A 19,164-nucleotide genomic window follows, 5' to 3' on the forward strand; every position below is an offset into this window, starting at 1 on the left:
TCTGCTATGTAGAGCGTCAGGGGACGAAGCAGCATGCAAAAGAACAGGTCCGGGCCACCGGCCAAAGGGCGCGTAACATTAAAGACCATAGCCGAGGCGACCGGCCTCAGCCTCTCCACGGTTTCCCTGTCACTGCGCGGCGGGACGACGCTCAAGCAGGATACGCGGGACAAGGTTGCCGCGGCCGCCAAGGCATTGGGTTACGTGCCTGACAGGGCAGGGGTGCGCCTGCGCACCGGCAAGACCAATGTGCTCGCCCTGGTGCTGGATGGCGCCGAGGATTCCATCGACTTCGCCCGCCAGATGATCCAGGGCATTGGGCAGGCCATCAAGGGCACGCCCTATCATCTGACGGTGACGCCCGAATTCGACCGTCAGTCCACCGATACCATCCGCTACATTCTCGAACACAAAAATGCCGATGGCGTGATCATCACCCATACCGGTCCCCGCGATCCGCGGGTTCAGATGATGATCGACGCTGACTTCCCCTTCGTCAGTCACGGGCGGACGGAATTTTTCACTCCCCACCCCTATCACGACTTTCATTCGGAAGCCTTCGCGACCATGGCCGTGGAGCGGCTCGCGGGTAAGGGATGTAGACGCGTCCTGCTGGTGATCGGCGACGACAGCACCACCAATTACCACAATATCGTCACCGCTTTTCACAAGGCGGCAGCGCGCAACGCTATCGAAACGACGCTATTTGAACGCACGGTGGGGCTGACACCAGCCGAGATGCGGGTAAAGGGCGTCGAACTTGCGCGGTCGCCGGATCGCCCCGACGGCATTATTTGCGACAGCGAAATGCGGGCGCTGGCCTTGTTGGGCGGCCTGATGGAGGCGGGGGTCGTTGTGGGCGAAGATGTGCACCTGATCTACAAGCAGACCTCGGGCATTCTGCCCACCATGTTTCCGCGCCTGGACAGCGTGCGAGAGGACATTCTGGGCGCCGGCATCGAGCTGACCCGCCTGCTCCGAATGCGTATTGACGGGGCGCCGGTCGAGGACTTGCAGACCCTTGCCGAGCCGCAGCCGCAATGGCGGAGCGACGACTGAGTTCAGCTATTGGGGCGCGATACGGAATTGCGCAATATCAGCTCGGCGCGCAGCAGCACTTCGCGTGATTTCGGCTTTTCGCCGGCAAGAAGCGTCAGCAGCAATTCCATGGCAGCCTCGCCCATGCGATGGCGCGGCTGCTTCATGGTGGTGAGCGAGGGTGTCAGGAAGCTGGCAAAGGAAATGTCGTCAAAGCCCATGACCGAGAATTGCCGCGGCAGGTCATAGCGCCGGGCATTGAGGGCGATAATGACGCCCATGGCGGTGGCGTCATTGACGCAGAGGAATGCCGTGGGCAGGGCGTCGCGCACGAACATCAACTCCGCAGCGGCGCGGCCGCTTTCCGTGGTGCCATCGCCATCGATGATAAGACGCGGATCGATCGCAATGTCGGCACCCCCGAGGGCGGCACGATAGCCTTCCTCTCGCAACCGGTTGATCTCGCGATTGCGCGCGCGGCCGACAAAGGCGATGCGGCGATGGCCTTGTGAAATCAGGTGTTCGGCGGCGATGCGCGCGCCCTCGAAATTGTCGACCCCGACAAACGGAATGTCCTGGCCCAGGACGGGCTCATTGACCGCCACCATGGGCGGCAGGACCGTATGGTGGGACGGTTGCGACAGGCCAAAGGGCAGGTGGCCCGTGAACAGGATCAGGCCGTCTGCCTGGTTCGAGCTGATGAAGCGCAGATAATCGGTCTCGCGGCTGGGATCGTTCTGGGTATTGCCGATCAACAGGCCATAGCCGCGCTTGCTGGCCTCCGTCTCCAGTCCCACCAGGATGTTGGAGAAATTGGGGTCCCCCACATCGGGGGCCAGAATGAGAATCATATTGCTGCGTCGCATGCGCAGCGAACGCGCCATGGCATTGGTCGTATAGCCGGTCCGCGCAATCGCGTCGGTGACCTTGCGGCGCGTGGCGTCGGCCACCTTGGTCGGCTCGTTGATGGCACGGCTGACCGTGGCAATGGATACGCCGGCCATGGCAGCAACATCTTCGATCGTGGCCAGCTTTTGCTGCAACACTTGGCTCTCCGCCCTCCGCGTCAGGCCATCACCCAACACAATCCCGCCTTTAGCAGACGCCGCGGTTTTGACTACGGCCTCTCCACAGCGATAAACCGAATTCGCTCACTGTAAACCTTTACACAAATCATGAAAACCTTTACATCAGAGGCTGTGAACAAACGAGCGCTGCGCGAAGCGGCCCGGGTTCGGGGAGGGGAGCGAGATGGCTGGGACGCCGGACACCAATGCGCCGCCGATTCTTTCGGCAAGCCGTATCTCGAAATCCTTCGGTGAAATTCCGGTGCTGTTCAGCATCGATTTCGACATTCGCCCAGGCGAGGTTCACGCCATTGTCGGCGAGAACGGCGCGGGCAAATCCACCCTCATCAAAATCCTCTCCGGTATAGAGCAGCCCAGTTCCGGCACCATTCGTTTCGACGGCGAAACCGTTGTGCTGCCGCCCGATGGCGCGGCCGAGGCCATGGGCATCGTGCTCATCCATCAGGAACTGAACCTGGCCGAACATTTGAGCGTGGCCGAGTCGATCTTTCTGGGCCGCGAGATCAAGCGCTTCGGCTTTCTCGACATCGCACAGATGCAGCGCCGCTCGGCGGAAATCATGAACACCCTGCATGTCCAGGTTGATCCCGATGCGCGGATCTCATCGCTTTCCATCGCCGACAAGCAGATGGTGGAGATTGCCAAGGCGATCAGCCGCGATGCGCGGGTGCTGATCATGGACGAACCCACCGCAGTGCTCTCGGTGGGCGAAACCGAGACCCTGTTCGAACAGATCAGGCGGCTGACGGCGCGCGGCGTTGCGGTCATCTTCATTTCGCACAAGCTCGATGAAGTCATGGAGCTTGCCGACCGCGTCACCGTGCTGCGCGACGGTCAACTGATAACGACCGTGGGCACCGAAGCGCTGACGCCTGACAGCATTGCCCAGATGATGGTTGGCCGCGAACTCTCCAACCTCTATCCGCCCAAGCACGAGCCCGATGTCGATGCCGATGTGGTGCTGCGCGTGCGCGGCCTGTCCGCTCCGGGGATCGAGAACATCTCCTTTGATCTCAGGCGCGGCGAAGTGCTCGGTTTTGCCGGTCTGATCGGCTCGGGCCGTACCGCCATAGCCGAGGCGGTGGTTGGGCTATCGCGCCGGAATGCGGGCACGGTGGAACTGGAGGGCAAGCCGGTCAACTTCGCCCGGGTGGCGCAGTCGGTCGACGCCGGCATCGCCTATATGACCAAGGATCGCAAGGGTAAGGGGCTGCTGCTCAATATGGGCCTGCGTCCCAACCTCACCCTGCTCACCCTCGACAAACATCTCCGATATGGCTTTCTGGACAGCCGCAGCGAGGAGACCGCGCTGGAGCGGGCGGTGCGGCGTTTCGATATTCGGGCGCGCGATGCCTCGGTGGCAGTGGGGCGCCTCTCGGGTGGCAACCAGCAGAAACTGATGCTGGGCAAGACCATGGAGAGCGAACCGGACATCATCATCATGGATGAGCCGACGCGCGGTATCGACGTGGGCACCAAGCAGCAAATCTATCACATCATCGCAGCGCTGGCCGCCGAGGGGAAATCGATCATCCTGATTTCCTCTGAACTGCAGGAGGTCATCGGCCTCAGCCATCGCGTCGTGGTCGTGCGCTCCGGGCGCCTCGCGGGCGTACTGGAAGGGGCCGAAATCACCGAAGAGGAAATTATGCGGTACGCCGCGGGTATCAAACAGAGTGGACATGATGAGCGTATCAGTGCCTGATCTTCCGGCCAAAACGGGACGGAGCTTCCGCCCCGATCTCAAGACCATCGGCCCGCTGGTGGCGCTGGCGCTGCTGGTCTTGCTGGGCATCTCGCTCAACGAGAATTTCCTCAGCTACAACAACATCACCAATGTGCTGGCGCGCTCCAGCTTCATCGGCATCATCGCCATTGGCGCCACCTTCGTGATTACATCCGGGGGCCTCGATCTTTCGGTCGGCTCGATGGCGGCCGTGGTCGCCGGCATCATGATCATTGTCATGAATGCGCTGATCCCCTCGATGGGTATCTCGCTCGGTGTGATCCTGATCGGCATGGCAGCCGGCCTGGCCGTGGGGGGCGTAGCCGGTATCGGCAATGGCATGATGATCACGCGCGGGCGCATCGAAGCCTTTATCGTGACCTTGGGCACGATGGGCATTTTTCGCTCACTCGTCACCTTCCTGGCCGATGGTGGCACGCTCTCGCTCAACTTTCAGATCGCCGACCTTTACCGGCCCGTCTATTACAACGGCCTTCTTGGCGTGCCCTGGCCGATCATTGTCTTTGCGCTGGTGGCGGTCGCTGGGGAGATCGTCATGCGCCGCACCGCCTTCGGTCGCTATTGCGCCGCTATCGGTTCCAATGAGCAGGTTGCCCGCTATTCCTCGATCAGCGTCGATAATGTCCGGCTGATCACCTACATCTTGCAGGGCGTTCTGGTGGGTGTGGCAGTGCTGCTCTACGTGCCGCGTCTGGGCTCGGCCTCCAGCACGACCGGTGTGCTCTGGGAGCTCGAAGCGATCGCGGCCGTGATCATCGGCGGCACCACCCTCAAGGGCGGCTATGGCCGGGTCTGGGGTACGGTGGTCGGCGTGATCATCCTCGGGTTGATCGGCAATATCCTCAACCTGCAGAGCTTCATCAGCCCCTATCTCAACGGCGCGTTCCAAGGCGTCATCATCATTCTGGCTGTGCTGCTGCAGCGTGGCCGGCGCAGCGCCTGAGGACGCGCTGCATCAAAAGGTTGGAGCCAGTCCGGACAGAACAGGATCAGCCGGAGGCTCCCGCATCGAAAGTTCAAATTGCCCCTTGAGGGCATCTTTGGGAGGACTGAAATGAAACTGTTGAAATCCCTTCTCTCCGTGGCGGTGATCGCCGGTGGCCTGGGCGGCGTCGCGCATGCCCAGGACAGCGTCACGATCGGCGTCTCGGTGCCGGCGGCCGACCATGGCTGGACCGGCGGCGTCAACTATTTCGCCCAGCAGGCCATCGACCGGCTCTCGGCGACCTATCCCAATGTCAACTATGTCTTCGCCTCGGCCGCTGACGCACCCAAGCAGATCGCCGATATCGAGGACATGGTCTCGACCCGCAATATCGACGCCCTGGTGATCCTGCCGGGCGATCCGGATGCCATGACCTCGGCCATCAAGCAGGTCAAGGATGCCGGCAAATTCGTCACCGTGGTGGACCGCCAGCTCAGCATCGATGGGGTAGAGAACCTCTATGTGGCCGGTGATAATCCGGGTCTGGGTGCCAATTCGGCCGAATATTTCAAGCAGGTCATGCCCGATGGCGGCAATATCGTGATCCTGCGCGGCCTGCCCATCCCGATCGACCAGCAGCGTTTCGACGCCTTCATGGCCGGCATCGAAGGCACCAATATCACCGTGCTCGATGACGAATTCGCCAATTGGAACCGCGATGACGGCTTCAAGGTGATGCAGGACTTCCTGACCCGCTTCCCCGACATCAAGGGCGTCTGGGCGCAGGACGACGACATCGCCCTGGGCGCTATCGAAGCGATCCGCCAGGCTGGCCGCGAAGACGAAATGTTCATCGTCGGCGGCGCCGGCATGCAGCAGATCCTGCAGCGCGTGCAGGCGGGCGACAAGCTGGTCCCGATCGATGTGAGCTACAGCCCGGCTATGATCGCCACGGCTATCGAGCTGACCACCTCCCACTTCACCGGGGGCATCCAGGTGGCCGGCCGCTATATCCTCGATTCGACGGTCATCACCGCCGACAATGTCGAGGAATTCCTCGATCCCGATAGCCCGTTCTGACTTCGCAGACGGTTCGCAGAGCGAATGCGTGGCTCCGGTGGAGCCGCGCAAGTCAGGAAGGCCATGAGAGCTTGGAGCGACCGCAAGGGCAATTCGCTCCGGTGGAGCGAATTGAGCGAACAAGGCTCGAATGGTGGGCTTGAACGGACGATGAAGGGGCGCCCGCCGGTACGGGCGCCCCTTTTGCATTGAATTCGAAGGCTTTGCCCTGTCGTCACGCTGACACGGGAATCCGTGTATCTGTCCGCCCGAGTTCCGGGCGATGCCCGCCTGCCTTGGCGTTGCGGGAGCTCACCAGTTTTGTGCGTTCTCAGGCGTTACTAGGCGTATATCCGGCTTCGCGGATGGCCTCTTCGCCCTTGGCACGGTCGCCGGTGAAGCTGACCTTGTGGGTGCCCAGATCGATTTCGACCTGGGTGCCCGGCAGCGCGTCTTCGAGCGCGCCGCGCACGGTGCCCACGCAGTGATTGCAGGTCATGTCGTTGACGATGAAGGTGGTCTTGTCAGTCATTTTCAGTGTCCTTTGGTTTTCTGATCTGCCGGGAGGCCGGCCAGGTCATCGAGAATGGGGCAGTCGGGGCGATTGTCGCCGGCGCAGCAATGCACGAGGTGACTGAGCGTTTTCACCATGCCCTGCAGTTCGGCAATCTTGGTTTCGAGCGCGGCGATATGGCCGGTGGCGATGTCGCGTACTTCGGCGCTGGCGCGTGACCGATCCCGCCACAGCCCCAGCAGCGCCGCCGTTTCATCCACCGAGAAGCCCAGTGTCCGCGCCCGCTTGATAAAGCGCAGCACATGCACCTCATCAGGCCCATAGACCCGATAATTGCTGTCGGTGCGCAAAGGCGGAGAGATCAGGCCGATCTGCTCGTAGTAACGGATCATTTTGGCGGAAACGCCGGACGTTTCCGCAGCCTGGCCGATATTCATGCATCCACTCCTTTAATGGCCCGCAGGCGCTGGGCATTGCCCACCACAAAGACCGAGCTCATGGCCATGGCGCCCGCCCCGATCATGGGCGAGAGCAGTATGCCGAAGGCGGGGTAAAGCGCGCCGGCGGCGACCGGGATGAGCAGGGCGTTGTAGCCAAAGGCCCAGAACAGGTTTTCCCAGATATTGCGCAAAGTGGCGCGGCTCGCGGCGAGCGCATTGAGCACGCCCTTGAGATCGCCACCGAGCAGCACGACATCGGCGCTTTCAATGGCCGCATCGGTGCCCGAGCCCACGGCGATGCCGATATCGGCCTCGGCGAGCGCCGGCGCGTCATTAATGCCGTCGCCCACATAGGCAACGACCTTGTGGGCCGCGTGCAGGGACTTGATGACCTCGACCTTGTCGGCGGGCAGAACCTCGGCCCGCACTTCGTCAATGCCGAGCCGGGCGGCGATTGCCTCGGCGGTGCGGCGGTTGTCGCCGGAGATCATTGCCGTCTTGAGCCCCATGGCATGCAGGGCATTGATAACCGCCTTGCTGGTGGGCTTGATGGTATCGGCCACGACGATGGCCGCAGCCAGCTTGTCGTCAATGGCGGCAAAGACCGGCGTCTTGCCCTCGGCGGCCAGGCTTTCGATGGCGTCCGAAAAATCGGCGAAATCGAGATGGCTCATATGCCGCTGGGACCCGACCGAAACCAGCCGTCCATCGACCCGCGCGGTTACACCCGTGCCGGAATTGGCGCTGAACGCGGTGACCGTGCCCAGCGTCAAACCGGCCTTTTCGGCAGCCGCCACGATGGCTGTGGCAATGGGATGTTCGGATCGTGCTTCGACCGCCGCAACCAGGGCAAGAACCTCGTCATGCTCGAAATCGTCATCGAGAATGAGGTCGGTCAGCTCCGGTTTGCCCGCTGTAAGCGTGCCGGTCTTGTCGAAAGCCACGATCCTGGCATCGCGAAGCTGTTGCAGCGCTTCGCCCTTGCGGAAGAGCACGCCGAGCTGGGCGGCGCGGCCGGTGCCCACCATGATGGACATGGGCGTGGCCAGGCCCATGGCACAGGGACAGGCGATGATCAGCACGGCCACGGCATTGACCAGGGCATAGGTGAGCGATGGCTCCGGCCCCCAGACGAACCAGGCAATGGCGGTCAGCATGGCAAGGCCGATCACCACGGGCACGAAGACCGAGGTGATGCGGTCCACCACCGCCTGGATCGGCAATTTACCGGCCTGGGCATCTTCGACCATGCGGATGATATGGGCCAGCATGGTATCGGCGCCGACCTTGGTGGCCCGGAAGCTGAAACTGCCCGAGGTGTTGAGCGTGCCGCCAATGACATTGGCCCCCACACCCTTGGAGACGGGCAGGGGTTCGCCCGAAATCATGGATTCATCGACATGGCTTTCGCCCTCGACGATCTCGCCATCCACCGCGATCTTCTCGCCGGGGCGAACCAGCACGATATCGCCCACGCGCACCTGATCGACCGGAACCTCAATGGCCGCATTATCGCGCTGAATGCGCGCGGTCTTGGCCTGCTGCTGCACGAGCTGGCTGATGGCCTCGCCCGTGCGGCCCTTGGCCTTCGCCTCGAGCCAGCGGCCCACCAGGATCAGGGTGACGATGACCGCCGCGGCCTCGAAATAGACATAGCGCGTTTCCGCCGGCACCAATTGGGGTGCGAAGGTGACCACGCTCGAATAGAGCCAGGCCGCGCCCGCGCCCAGGGCCACCAGGGAGTTCATCTCCGGCGCGCCACGCAAGAGCGCCGGAATGCCCAGCTTGAAGAAACGCAGGCCGGGGACGAACAGGACGAATGTGGCCAATATGAAATAGCTGACCCACAACACATCCATGGAGACCACGGACATCAGCCACATGTGGAAGGGCATGTGGATATGGCCGATCATCTCCAGCAGAAAGAGTGGCAGCGTCGGGATGGCGGCAATGATGACATCGCGCCTGAGAATGGCGGCGTCCTCGTCGTGATGATGCATATGGTCATGCGCGGGCGCGTCCGGTTGCCGGACGCTGCCTTTGTAGCCGACCTTCTCGACGGCCTTGAGCAGGGCCTCGATATCGCCGCCCGATATAGTCGCACGCTCGGTGGCCAGATTGACCGCCGCCGTTTCGACGCCGGGAACTTTGAGCAACGCCCTTTCCACGCGATTAACGCAGGAGGCGCAGGTCATGCCCTCGATATCGAGCGAAACAGGGGAGGATGCGTGGTTGTGATGGACGTGTTCATTCATGTTTTTCACCTCGTCCGCCAACATATAGACCTTCCCATGATGGTAAGGTCAAGGCGTGTTGGCGTCTATTTTTCCAAGGCATGTCAAAGGTCCACACGGCGCCCTGCGCCTGCGGTTCTGACTAAAAGAGCGGAGTCCCGAGACGGCTGTCGTCCCTGAAACTAAAAAACTGAGACGAAAACCGCCTCGGGAACGCTTGCCATTCGCGCATAGCGCTCAAGCCTGGCTGGGTGGGAATGTTCACCCCCCCTGCGCCCCGCTCGATCCAGCGGCACGAAAGGGGCGCGGGGGGCGACTCGGATTGCGATGCGACCTGTTGGCACAGCGACATTCTAGCGGCTTATTCCTTCCGGCATGACAGCTTATTTCTTGCCCAGTCAGGAGCATCACTATGCAGACACTGCGCAAGGATATTCACAATTCCGACGTTCCGGTGCTGTGCCAGAGTTGCGAGGCGCGGCACCAGGGTATTTGCGGTTCGCTCACCGCCGAACAATTGCTGGACCTGTCCAGGCATACACGCAGGGTCTGCCGCCAGGCAGGGGAAGAACTGCTGGCCGATGCCATGCCCATTGCCAGCTATGCCAATGTGCTGCGCGGCGTGATCAAGCTGACCAAGGTGCTCGAAGATGGCCGCCAGCAAGTGGTGGGCCTGCAATTTGCTCCCGACCTGCTTGGGCGTCCTTTCGCGGCCGAAAGCCGGGTCAGCGCCGAAGCGGCCTCTGATGTCGAACTGTGCCTGATCCCCAAGACCTATTTCGAGACCATGCTGGCGCAGAGTGCGGCCCTGGAGCACCGGGTGATGATGCAGGCCCTGCGCGAGCTCGATGAAGCGCGCGACTGGATGGTGACACTGGGGCGCAAGAACGCGGCCGAAAAGGTTGCCAGCTTTCTCTATCTGATCGCCACCCATATCGACCCCTCCGAGAGTGGGGCGGCCGCCAGATTCGACCTGCCGCTGGGCCGTGCCGATATCGGGGATTTCCTGGGCCTGACCATTGAGACGGTCAGCCGGCAGATCAGCAAGCTCAAGGCCGATGGCGTGATCGAGATCGTCAATTACCGCCAGGTGACGGTGCCCGATCTGGCGCGGCTGAGAGTGCGCTGCGGCTAGGGACGGCTCGTCGCAAGCTTCAGGCCAATGTGCCGTTTTCCAACGCCAAGACGCGGTCGACCGTGCCCGCCGGCAGGGCGGCATGGGTCACCATGATGACCGTGCGGCCGCTGACCGCGGTCGCCAGAACCTTGAAAAAGGCCTCTTCGGTTTCCCGGTCCAGAGCATTGGTCGGCTCGTCCAGCAACAAGACCGGTGCATTGGACAAAAGGGCGCGCGCCAGGCAGAGGCGACGGGCCTGCCCAGCGGACAATGTCCGACCGGCCTCACCCGCAATTGTGTCCAGGCCATCGGGCAGGGCGCGGATATGGGCATCCAACTGCGCCTTGGCCAGGGCCGCCCAGAGATCGTCATCGCTGGCATCGGCGCGGCCGATGAGCAGATTGTTGCGGATCGTGTCGATAAAGACCGGGCTATCCTGGCTCAAGAGGGCCATGTGAGCGTGGATATCGGCACTGCCGAGGGTCGAAAGGGGCACCCCGCCAAGCCGGATCGACCCGGACTGGGACGTCGCCAGGCGCAGCAGGAGGCGCAATAGCGTGGTCTTGCCGCCGCCGCTCGGCCCGACAATGGCAAGGCGCTCGCCGGGCGCGACGACCAGGGAAATGTCTTCGAGAACGGGCGGCAGGCCGGGATAGGCAAAGCTCACAGCGTCAAGAACGATATCGCCCATTTCGGGCATGGCCGCGGGCGCTGCCGGTTCGACGACCGGTGGCGGCAGCTCGGCCAGGGCGACCAGGCGCTCGGCGGCGGCCATGGCCTGGCTGGCCTTGCCGGTGCTGCGCACGATCAGGCTGGTGACCTCGAAGCTGCCCAGCACCGCCAGTAGCAGCCCGGCCATGAGCGGGCCATCGATCGCTTGCGCCTCGAGGGCGACCAGGCCCGCCCATAGCGTGCCCATCAGTGCAAAGGCGGCCAGCAATTGCACCGCCAGCCCGCCAAGGCTGGTCAGGCCCCCCAGACGCAGGTTCAAACGCGAGGCTTTGGTGCTGGTATCGGCAAACCGGCCCGCCGTGGTGCCCAGAACCCCCAGCACGGTCAGATCGGCATGGCCCTTGACGCCATCGAGCACGTCCATGCGCAGATCGGCGCGGGCCGAGACGCTGTCACGCCCAGCCTTGCGCCCGAGCAGCACCATGGTGGCGGGCACGGCGAATGTAGCGAGCGCCAGCGCCAGCCCATAGGGCAGGGCGGCGTTGGGCAGAAACAGGGCGAGCGTAATCGTCATGACGCCGCCCACCACCACCGCCGCGATCAGCGGGCCGATGGCGACAAGAAAGGCGGTGTCGAGCGCATCGACATCGGCCGTCAGGCGCGAGACCAGGTCGCCATGCCGGAGCGAGCGTTCCGGCAGGGGCAGGCGCGGAAAGAGGCGCGCGAAGAGCCAGCCGCGGAGATCGGACAGCAGCTTGAGCGTGGCATTGTGCCCGACCAGCCGCTCGCCATAGCGCGCCAGGATGCGTACGAAGGAGAGACCCCTGACCATGGCCGAGGGGACGAAGAGGTTAAAGCCCAGCCCCGCCGTCGTCAGCGCCGTTGCGGTGATGAACCAGCCGGAGGTGCCCAGGAGTGAGACCCCTGCCACGAGCGTGAGCAGCGACAGCGCCAGGGCGAGCAGCAAAGCCCGGCTGCGGCGACGGAACAGGGGCAGGAAGGTTAGGAGCGCCTTCATGCGATATCTCGCTTCAAGGCTGGCAATGGCGTGCTGAGCAGGACGCCGCCGGCCATGCGATAGGCCTTGTCCATCCGGGCGGTCAGGGCCTGGGAATGGGTGGCGACGATCAGCGTGCGGCCCTTGGCATAGTTCAGCAGGGCCGTCGCGATCTCCTGTTCGAGCGCGCCATCGAGATGGGCGGTGGGTTCGTCGAGCAGGATGAGGCTCGCGTCCCGCAGGAACAGCCGCGCCAGGGCGACACGCTGGGCCTGGCCGCCCGAAAGACCAATACCATCCTCGCCGATGATCGTATCGAGCCCCTCGGGGAAGGCGGCAGCGAAATGGCTGACAGAGGCAAGCGCGGCGGCCCGCTCCACTTCCTGACGTGAAGCGCCGGGGCGGGCCATGGCTATATTGTCGGCAATGCTGGCGTGAACGATGCGCGCCTTCTGCGGCAACAGAAAGATGCGGCCGCGTAGTTCGGGTTCGGTCCACTGGCCCAATTCGCGGCCATCGAGCAGGATGTCGCCGGTATAAGCCCGTAGCCCGGCAATGGCTTCGAGCAGGGTGGATTTGCCCGTGCCGCTGGGGCCGAGCAGGGCAATATGCTGCCCGGCCGGCACGGCGAGCGACAGATCGAGCGCCACGCTGGCCATGCCATCGGGCGTCCGCAAGGTGACGCCGGAGAGGTTGAGCGCCATGGCCGGGCCGGGCCGGGGAGCAATATCGGCCAGCGGCGCCGGCGCTTGGGCGGTGACACCCAATTGCTCGGTGATCTCGGCCATGGCCGAGCGCGCGGTGGCCCGGTCGTGATAATGGGAAGCGAAAAGCCGGAGCGGATTATAGACCTCGGGCGCCATGAGCAGCAGGAACATGCCCAATTGCAGACTGAGCGGGCTCGCGCGCAATTGCAGGTAATCGATAAAGGTCAGGCCCACATAAAGAGCAATGCCGGCCACGCCGAGCGCGGCGAAGAATTCGAGCACCGCCGAGGACAGAAAGGCAATGCGCAGGACCTTGAGCGTGCGCCGCCGCAGGGCCTCGCTGGCCTCGACAATGCTGGCGGTCTCCGCCGCCTCGCGACCAAAGAGCTTCAAGGTGAGCAGCCCGCGCAAGCGGTCGGCGAAGCGGCCCGAAAGATGGCTAAGCGCGCGCGCCTGCCGGTCCGTCGCGATCTGCGCACCCCAGCCGACAAGGGCCATGAAGACAGGAATGAGCGGCGCCGTTACCAGAAACAGCAGCCCGGCCAGCCAGTCGAGCGGCAGGATGATCGCGCCAAAGATCAGGGGCAGCAAAGCCGCCTGCGTGGCGGCGGGCAAATAATGCGCAAAATATCCTTCAAGCGCGTCCACCTGGTCGACAATGGCTGCGCCGGCTACGCCCGAAGGCGCATTGTCGACGGCGCGGGGCGAACGGGACAGAAGCTGGGTAAAAAGCGCCTGCCGCACCTGGCGTTTGATCGCCTCGGCACCGGCCAATCCCGCCTGTTCACCAAGGGCATTGAGCAGCGCCCGCACGACCAATAGGCCGATGACCAGACCAAGTGCGGGAATCAGGGCGGCAACCGGCTCGCCATCTTCTATCGCCCGGCCCAATATGTCGGATAGGGTCCATGCCTGCCAGACCAGCAGCAGACCCGCAATCAGCGGCGCGGCCATGGCCGCCAGCACCAGGCCACCACCCTTGCGGGCCAGGCGATCCAGCGCCTTGGCGCTCGTCTTGTCGGGTTTGCTTGTCACTGGCCGGGTGTGGTCGCGCGCGAAAAAGAACGAATGCGGTATTGTGCACTTATAAAGTGTGCCAGACCAAGCGCCTTGATCTGGATCAAGGCCAAGGTCAATCTAAATGCGCTAGGCTGAACATAAAAGACGGCCCACGTTCCGGCCGCCGCAAACAGAGAGCAAGAACGTGCCATGACCGACATGCTCGTCGTCGACCTCTCGCGATGGCAATTTGCCGCTACCGCGATGTACCACTTCATCTTCGTGCCCCTGACCTTGGGGCTCAGCTTCATGATGGCCATCATGGAGAGCGTCTATGTGATGACCGGGCGCGATATCTGGCGCAAGGCGACCCTGTTCTGGGGCACGCTATTCGGCGTCAATTTCGCCATGGGTGTCGCCACCGGCATCGTCATGGAATTCCAGTTCGGCATGAACTGGAGTTATTACAGCCATTATGTCGGCGACGTATTCGGCGCGCCCCTGGCCATTGAAGGCCTGATGGCCTTCTTCCTCGAAGCCACTTTCGTGGGTCTGTTTTTCTTCGGCTGGGACCGCTTGAGCAAGGTGGGGCACCTGGTCGTGACCTGGCTGGTGGCCTTCGGTGCCAATTTCTCCGCGCTGTGGATCCTGATCGCCAATGGCTGGATGCAAAACCCGGTTGGCGCCAAATTCAATCCCGACACCATGCGCATGGAAATCACCGATTTCATGGCGGTGATTTTCAACTCGGTCGCCCAGGCCAAATTCGTCCATACGGTGAGCGCCGGCTATGTGACCGGCGCGGTTTTTGTTCTGGCGATTTCGGCGCTGTTCCTGGTCAAGGGCAAGCATGTGGAACTGGCCAAGCGCTCGGCCGTGGTGGCCGCCAGCTTCGGCCTCGCCTCGGCCCTGTCGGTCGTCGTGCTGGGTGACGAAAGCGGCTATGTCGCCACCGAACACCAGAAGATGAAGATCGCGGCCATCGAGGCCTCGTTCCACACCGAACCGGCGCCGGCGCCCTGGACGGTCGTCGCCATTCCCGGCGCCGATGGGGAAACCGCCTGGTCGATCTCGGTGCCCTGGATGGGTGGCCTGATCACCACACGGTCCTTCGATGAAGAGCTCGAAGGCATCAATGAATTGGTGGAACATGCCAAAGAGCGCATCCGTTCGGGCATGATCGCCTATGACGCGCTCGAACAGATCCGCGCCGACGGCGATAATGCCGACGCGCGTGCGGTCTTTGATGAACACTGGGCCGATCTCGGCTATGGCCTGCTGCTCAAGCGCTATCGCGACGATGTGCAGAACGCCACGGACGAACAAATCGCCATGGCGGCAGAAGATACCGTGCCGGCCGTGTGGCCGCTGTTCTGGACCTTCCGCATCATGATGGGGCTGGGCTTCTTCTTCATCGCCTTTTTCGGGCTGTGGTTCTACCGCGCCTCGCGCGGCTGGATCGATACCAATAAGCCGCTGCTATGGTTCACGGTGTTCCTGCTGCCCACCCCATGGATCGCCATTGAATCGGGCTGGTTCATTGCCGAATTCGGGCGCCAGCCCTGGGTGGTCGAAGGGGTCTTGCCCACCTTCTATGCGGCTTCGGGCCTCAGCGTGCTCGACCTTGTGCTGTCGCTGAGTTTCTTCGTGCTGGTCTATACGACGCTGCTGATCATCATGGTCATGCTCATGATCCGGATCATCAAGGCGGGGCCAAAGGAGAAGCTGTTTACGCCCGACGATGAGGACGATTTCGTCATCACCACCCTGCCTGCCAATGCCGCAACCAAGGAGCTTGGATCGTGAGCACCATTCCTCTCGACTATGAAACGCTGCGGCTTATCTGGTGGCTTTTGCTGGGCGTGCTGCTGATCGGCTTTGCCATTATGGGCGGGCGCGACCTGGGCGTCGGGGCCCTGCTGCCCTTCGTCGCCAAAACCGACGAGGAGCGGCGCATTCTGCTCAATCTCATCGGCCCGACCTGGGAAGGCAATCAGGTCTGGCTGATCCTGGGCGGTGGTGCCATCTTCGCCGCTTTCCCGCCCCTTTATGCCGTGAGTTTTTCCGGCTTCTACCTGGCCATGCTTGTCATCCTGCTGGCGCTGATCCTGCGTCCGGTGGGTTTCAAGTTCCGTGGCAAGATCGAAGACACCCGCTGGCGCGCCGTATGGGATTGGGGTCTGTTCGTCGGTGGCTTTGTGCCGTCGCTGATCATGGGCGTTGCCGTGGGCAATGTGCTGCTGGGGGCGCCGTTCCACTTCGACGACAGCATGCGCATCTTCTATACGGGCAATTTCTTCCAGCTCCTGATGCCCTTTGCCCTGCTGGCCGGCCTTGTCAGCCTGGGCATGATCGTGACCCATGGTGCTGCCCTGATCATCGGCCGCACCGCCGGCCCGATTGCCGACAGGGCCCGGACCTATGGCCTGTGGTCGGGAGTAGCCACCATCGTGCTCTTTGCACTGGGCGGTCTCTGGGTGGCCGCCATGAACGGCCATGTGGTCACCAGCGCGATCGATCCCAATGGACCGATCAATCCGCTGGGCAAGAGCGTGGAGCTGGTGCCGGGCGGCTGGCTGCGCAATTACGGCCTCTATCCCTGGATGATCTCTGCCCCCGTCATCGGCCTTGCCGGCATGGCCATATCGGTGCTCGGGCTTATGGTCCGCAATCGCTGGCTGGCTTATCTGGGGAGCAGCGCCGGGATTTTCGGCATTATTGCCACGGCAGGCGTGTCGATCTTCCCGTTCTTCCTGCCATCCTCGACCATGCCCAATGCCGGGCTGACATTGTGGGACGCCTCTTCGAGCCACATGACCCTGTTCATCATGCTGCTGGTGACGCTGTTCTTCCTGCCCATCGTGCTGCTCTACACCGCCTGGGTCTTCCGGGTGATGCGCGGCACGGTGACCGGCGACAATCTCTCCAAGAACCCCAACGCCTATTAGGAGAAGCTCATGTGGTATTTTTCCTGGATATTGGGTCTGAGCCTGGCCTGCAGCTTCGGCATTCTCAACGCCATGTGGTTTGAAATGCGCGAAGACCGCCGTGTGGCGCGCGAGCAGAAGCGGCAAACCGCTACCCGCTGACGCATAGCTGTTGACCAATTGGTCAAAACACCAAAAACCGGTCCCGACATAGTTCGGGATCGGTTTTTTGCTGCAGTTTCAATGAATTGAGATTTCCGGCGCGGTTGAAGCCTCGCCGTAATTCCGCCATGGCCATGCCGGGATTGCGGCAAGATTGCCTCTTTCATTTGCATCCAGTGCATAACGGATGTGCAGAATGGCCATCTACTAATCACGACCGGAGTGATCTAGATAAGGGTCATCAAACGAAGGGGAAACCGAAATGAACATCGCCAAGAAGATCGCCGATTACGCCAAGTACCAGCGCACCCTGCGCGAGCTGAACAACCTCGACGCTCGTCAGCTGCACGACCTCGGCATCACCAAGGGTGACATCCGCGCCATCGCTCGCGGCACCTACGTCGCCTAACCAGCGACCGTCGCCGCAAGGCGGCACTTGACCCTCCAAGTCATCCGATGAAGGCGTCCACAAGGGCGCCTTTTGTCGTTTTGGATGGTTGGGACACGCGGTGTCGTTGAAGGTCATCCCACCCTCGTTCCCTCCCCATCAAGGGGAGGGAAGGCGAAGGAGCCGATATCCTTCCTATCTGACCGGGTGCGCGCAAGCTAAACACACCCCAAAGGGAGAGGTGTGCGGCGAAGCCGGTAGGTATCGCAGGGCCGCATTCGGGCCAGACCCGAGTGCCGCTCGCCGCTCCTTGGCCGTTACGACTGGTCCTCGGATCAAGTCCGAGGGCGGCTCGGTGGTTGTGTGAACGTGCGGCGTTTGGCCGGCGTGACTTTACCTCACCAGATCGGCCACGACGCAATCGAGCGCCTTGATGAGGTCGTCCGGCCGGATGCGGATCTGCAGCCCGCGTTGCCCGCCATTGAGGAAAATCTCGTCGTAAAGCGTGGCCAATTCGTCGAGCGCGGTGGGCACGTGCTTGCGCTGGCCCAGGGGGCTAATGCCGCCCACCTTGTAGCCCGTCAATCGCTCGGCGTCGGCCGGTTTCATCATATTGGCCGACTTGCCGCCCAGGCTGGCGGCGAGCTTTTTCATATTCACCTCTTCGTCCGACGGGACGATGGCGCAAACGGGCTTGCCGTCGAGCTCGGCCATGAGCGTCTTGAAGACCTCGGCAGGCGAGACACCCATGGCTTCGGCTGCCTGCAGCCCGACACGCTCCGCGTGTGGATCGTAATCGTAGTGGGCCAGGGTGAAGGAAATGCCGGCCTTGGTCAGGGCCTGCGTTGCGGGCGTGGTCTTGGACATGGGCCTTGTTTTAGGCCAATGCCCGCAAACGGCAAGCCTCAGCGCTCCCACAGGCTCCGATCTACCCAGCGAGGGTCGGTCGGTGGAGGAAGCGGCTCGTCAAAGCCGATATCCCGCAGCAGATGGGGCGCCCAGCGCAAGCGCGCGATCACCTCTCGCTTCTGGTGCCGCTTTGCGAGCTTTTGGGACGCATCGCGCACGGCAGGAACGGGGACGAGAAGGGCGAGAATAGCTGAAAGAGACATCATTTTAGCATTCACTGACCTTATGGTCAGCGCCTCGATCTGATTGACTTCCTCATGACAATGCCTCTTCATTTGGCGATATTCCAACTAAACCTCAGTCATCACGCATAAGGAGGTTTTATCTATGTCGTTACCGCCCATGACCGCCTTGCGGGCCTTCGAGGCCGTTGCCCGGCATCTGAGTTTCACCAGGGCCGCGGACGAATTGGGGATGACCCAGGCAGCGGTGAGCTACCAGATCAAGGTGCTTGAGGAACGTGTCGGCACGCCGCTATTCGTGCGCAAAGCCCGGCGTATAGAATTGACCGAAACCGGCGCTCGGCTGGCTCCCGATATTGAACAGGCGTTCGACCTGATCCGCGGTGCCTTTGCCAATGCGCGAGGGGCGCTGGACAACCAGCTTTCCATTACCGCCGTGCCCACGCTTGCCGTGCAGTGGCTGGCGCCCAATCTGGGGCTGTTTCAACTGGCCCATCCCGATATTGCCGTGCGGCTCGATAGCGGCTCGACCATGGTCGATCTTATTCATGGCGATTTCGATATCGGCATTCGCACCCTGCAAGGTCCGCCGGGCAATGGCCTGGTGGCCCATCTGCTGGTCAAGGCGGACTTTACCCCCTTGCTGAGCCCGGAGCTGGCGCAGAGCATTGGCGGCATCAAGACGCCGGCCGATCTGCTCAAACTGCCTATTCTCGACCCGCAGGACGATTGGCTCGATACCTGGTTCGCTGCGGCGGGCGTGCCGGGATATTCAGCCGAAGGGCGGCCCTTGAGCCTTCTGGGGTGGCAGAGCCTGTTGGGTTCGGCCGCCATGGCGGGGCGCGGCGTGGCCATGCTGACGCCGATCCTGTTTCGAGACGAGATTGCTTCGGGGCGATTGATCCAGCCGTTCACGCTGCTGGCGCCGGCCGACCGCGCCTACTACCTCGTCTATCCCGAAAGCCGCCGCAACGTGCCCAAAATCCGCAAGTTCCGCGACTGGATATTGGAGGCTACCGCCTATATGCGCGAGGCGTCCTGACATTGTCTGTCTCTTGG

The 19,164-nt window shown here is 62.5% G+C and carries 18 protein-coding genes; 10 read left to right on the plus strand and 8 right to left on the minus strand.

The genetic code is table 11. The annotated features are described in order from the left end of the window. Positions 1 to 33: 33 nt before the first annotated feature. On the plus strand, positions 34 to 1,059 hold the full coding sequence (locus V8Z65_RS04540; protein WP_338722838.1) for a LacI family transcriptional regulator: 1,026 nt from the start codon (positions 34 to 36) through the stop codon (positions 1,057 to 1,059). Between the two features lie 2 nt (positions 1,060 to 1,061). On the opposite strand, the gene V8Z65_RS04545 is transcribed toward V8Z65_RS04540, so the two are convergent. After that, on the minus strand, positions 1,062 to 2,084 hold the full coding sequence (locus V8Z65_RS04545; protein WP_338722839.1) for a LacI family DNA-binding transcriptional regulator: 1,023 nt from the start codon (positions 2,082 to 2,084) through the stop codon (positions 1,062 to 1,064). Positions 2,085 to 2,289: 205 nt separating this feature from the next. Here V8Z65_RS04545 and V8Z65_RS04550 point away from each other — a divergent pair, with 205 nt between their 5' ends. The 3 genes from V8Z65_RS04550 (at position 2,290) to V8Z65_RS04560 (ending at position 5,878) form a co-directional block, all read left to right on the plus strand. Further along, positions 2,290 to 3,831: a sugar ABC transporter ATP-binding protein gene (locus V8Z65_RS04550; RefSeq protein WP_338722840.1), complete on the plus strand. Its 1,542-nt coding sequence runs from the start codon at positions 2,290 to 2,292 to the stop codon at positions 3,829 to 3,831. After that, the gene (locus tag V8Z65_RS04555) at positions 3,809 to 4,816 is read left to right on the plus strand and encodes an ABC transporter permease (protein WP_338722841.1); all 1,008 of its coding nucleotides are present in this window, start codon (positions 3,809 to 3,811) and stop codon (positions 4,814 to 4,816) included. The genes V8Z65_RS04550 and V8Z65_RS04555 overlap by 23 nt, the downstream gene beginning before the upstream one ends. Positions 4,817 to 4,927: 111 nt before the next feature. Continuing rightward, on the plus strand, positions 4,928 to 5,878 hold the full coding sequence (locus V8Z65_RS04560; protein WP_338722842.1) for a substrate-binding domain-containing protein: 951 nt from the start codon (positions 4,928 to 4,930) through the stop codon (positions 5,876 to 5,878). 310 nt (positions 5,879 to 6,188) lie between these two features. Here V8Z65_RS04560 and V8Z65_RS04565 read toward each other — a convergent pair whose 3' ends face one another. From V8Z65_RS04565 to V8Z65_RS04575, 3 genes are read right to left on the minus strand one after another with little or no spacing between them, the layout of a single operon-like run. Continuing rightward, positions 6,189 to 6,389 (minus strand): heavy metal-associated domain-containing protein, encoded by a 201-nt coding sequence (locus V8Z65_RS04565; RefSeq protein ID WP_338722844.1) that lies wholly within the window; start codon positions 6,387 to 6,389, stop codon positions 6,189 to 6,191. Between the two features lie 2 nt (positions 6,390 to 6,391). Then, positions 6,392 to 6,808: a Cu(I)-responsive transcriptional regulator gene (gene cueR, locus V8Z65_RS04570; RefSeq protein ID WP_338722845.1), complete on the minus strand. Its 417-nt coding sequence runs from the start codon at positions 6,806 to 6,808 to the stop codon at positions 6,392 to 6,394. Further along, complete coding sequence (locus V8Z65_RS04575; RefSeq protein ID WP_338722846.1) at positions 6,805 to 9,066, minus strand: heavy metal translocating P-type ATPase; 2,262 nt, start codon at positions 9,064 to 9,066, stop codon at positions 6,805 to 6,807. The genes cueR and V8Z65_RS04575 overlap by 4 nt, the downstream gene beginning before the upstream one ends. A gap of 391 nt (positions 9,067 to 9,457) precedes the next feature. Here V8Z65_RS04575 and V8Z65_RS04580 point away from each other — a divergent pair, with 391 nt between their 5' ends. Then, complete coding sequence (locus tag V8Z65_RS04580) at positions 9,458 to 10,180, plus strand: Crp/Fnr family transcriptional regulator (RefSeq protein WP_338722847.1); 723 nt, start codon at positions 9,458 to 9,460, stop codon at positions 10,178 to 10,180. Positions 10,181 to 10,199: 19 nt separating this feature from the next. Here the strand turns inward: V8Z65_RS04580 and cydC are convergent, their stop codons facing one another. Then, a complete protein-coding gene (gene cydC / locus V8Z65_RS04585; protein ID WP_338722848.1) occupies positions 10,200 to 11,852 on the minus strand; it encodes a thiol reductant ABC exporter subunit CydC in 1,653 nt (550 codons plus the stop codon). Beyond that, positions 11,849 to 13,573 carry a thiol reductant ABC exporter subunit CydD gene (gene cydD / locus V8Z65_RS04590; protein ID WP_338722850.1) on the minus strand — a complete coding sequence of 575 codons (1,725 nt, stop codon included), beginning with the start codon at positions 13,571 to 13,573 and terminating at the stop codon, positions 11,849 to 11,851. Before cydD ends, cydC begins: the two co-directional genes overlap by 4 nt. A 174-nt stretch (positions 13,574 to 13,747) precedes the next feature. Between cydD and V8Z65_RS04595 the strand changes: the two genes are divergently transcribed. The 4 genes from V8Z65_RS04595 to V8Z65_RS04610 all read left to right on the plus strand — a co-directional run bounded on the left by V8Z65_RS04595 (position 13,748) and on the right by V8Z65_RS04610 (position 17,035). Next, a complete protein-coding gene (locus V8Z65_RS04595; RefSeq protein WP_338722851.1) occupies positions 13,748 to 15,343 on the plus strand; it encodes a cytochrome ubiquinol oxidase subunit I in 1,596 nt (531 codons plus the stop codon). Then, positions 15,340 to 16,485, plus strand: coding sequence for a cytochrome d ubiquinol oxidase subunit II (gene cydB, locus V8Z65_RS04600; RefSeq protein WP_338722852.1), 1,146 nt, complete (start codon positions 15,340 to 15,342; stop codon positions 16,483 to 16,485). The genes V8Z65_RS04595 and cydB overlap by 4 nt, the downstream gene beginning before the upstream one ends. Before the next feature lie 9 nt (positions 16,486 to 16,494). Continuing rightward, on the plus strand, positions 16,495 to 16,626 hold the full coding sequence (gene cydX / locus V8Z65_RS04605; RefSeq protein WP_338722853.1) for a cytochrome bd-I oxidase subunit CydX: 132 nt from the start codon (positions 16,495 to 16,497) through the stop codon (positions 16,624 to 16,626). Between the two features lie 262 nt (positions 16,627 to 16,888). Further along, entirely contained in the window at positions 16,889 to 17,035 is a 147-nt protein-coding gene (locus V8Z65_RS04610; RefSeq protein WP_297105645.1) for a DUF1127 domain-containing protein, read from the plus strand. A 372-nt stretch (positions 17,036 to 17,407) separates the two neighbouring features. Here V8Z65_RS04610 and ybaK read toward each other — a convergent pair whose 3' ends face one another. Further along, complete coding sequence (ybaK, locus tag V8Z65_RS04615; protein WP_338722856.1) at positions 17,408 to 17,881, minus strand: Cys-tRNA(Pro) deacylase; 474 nt, start codon at positions 17,879 to 17,881, stop codon at positions 17,408 to 17,410. Between the two features lie 38 nt (positions 17,882 to 17,919). Continuing rightward, a complete protein-coding gene (locus tag V8Z65_RS04620) occupies positions 17,920 to 18,129 on the minus strand; it encodes a hypothetical protein (RefSeq protein WP_338722857.1) in 210 nt (69 codons plus the stop codon). A gap of 121 nt (positions 18,130 to 18,250) precedes the next feature. Between V8Z65_RS04620 and V8Z65_RS04625 the strand changes: the two genes are divergently transcribed. Continuing rightward, complete coding sequence (locus tag V8Z65_RS04625) at positions 18,251 to 19,147, plus strand: LysR substrate-binding domain-containing protein (RefSeq protein WP_338722858.1); 897 nt, start codon at positions 18,251 to 18,253, stop codon at positions 19,145 to 19,147. Positions 19,148 to 19,164 lie beyond the last annotated feature (17 nt).

Origin of the sequence: Devosia sp. XK-2 (assembly GCF_037113415.1) — a bacterium.
Taxonomy (GTDB): domain Bacteria; phylum Pseudomonadota; class Alphaproteobacteria; order Rhizobiales; family Devosiaceae; genus Devosia.

Coding starts and splice junctions, on each gene's coding strand:
- V8Z65_RS04540 (WP_338722838.1), top strand. CDS start 34: ATGCAAAAGAACAGGTCCGGGCCACCGGCCAAAGGGCGCGTAACATTA.
- V8Z65_RS04550 (WP_338722840.1), top strand. CDS start 2,290: ATGGCTGGGACGCCGGACACCAATGCGCCGCCGATTCTTTCGGCAAGC.
- V8Z65_RS04555 (WP_338722841.1), top strand. CDS start 3,809: ATGATGAGCGTATCAGTGCCTGATCTTCCGGCCAAAACGGGACGGAGC.
- V8Z65_RS04560 (WP_338722842.1), top strand. CDS start 4,928: ATGAAACTGTTGAAATCCCTTCTCTCCGTGGCGGTGATCGCCGGTGGC.
- V8Z65_RS04565 (WP_338722844.1), bottom strand. CDS start 6,389: ATGACTGACAAGACCACCTTCATCGTCAACGACATGACCTGCAATCAC.
- cueR (WP_338722845.1), bottom strand. CDS start 6,808: ATGAATATCGGCCAGGCTGCGGAAACGTCCGGCGTTTCCGCCAAAATG.
- V8Z65_RS04575 (WP_338722846.1), bottom strand. CDS start 9,066: ATGAATGAACACGTCCATCACAACCACGCATCCTCCCCTGTTTCGCTC.
- V8Z65_RS04580 (WP_338722847.1), top strand. CDS start 9,458: ATGCAGACACTGCGCAAGGATATTCACAATTCCGACGTTCCGGTGCTG.
- cydC (WP_338722848.1), bottom strand. CDS start 11,852: ATGAAGGCGCTCCTAACCTTCCTGCCCCTGTTCCGTCGCCGCAGCCGG.
- V8Z65_RS04595 (WP_338722851.1), top strand. CDS start 13,748: ATGACCGACATGCTCGTCGTCGACCTCTCGCGATGGCAATTTGCCGCT.
- cydX (WP_338722853.1), top strand. CDS start 16,495: ATGTGGTATTTTTCCTGGATATTGGGTCTGAGCCTGGCCTGCAGCTTC.
- V8Z65_RS04610 (WP_297105645.1), top strand. CDS start 16,889: ATGAACATCGCCAAGAAGATCGCCGATTACGCCAAGTACCAGCGCACC.
- ybaK (WP_338722856.1), bottom strand. CDS start 17,881: ATGTCCAAGACCACGCCCGCAACGCAGGCCCTGACCAAGGCCGGCATT.
- V8Z65_RS04620 (WP_338722857.1), bottom strand. CDS start 18,129: ATGATGTCTCTTTCAGCTATTCTCGCCCTTCTCGTCCCCGTTCCTGCC.
- V8Z65_RS04625 (WP_338722858.1), top strand. CDS start 18,251: ATGTCGTTACCGCCCATGACCGCCTTGCGGGCCTTCGAGGCCGTTGCC.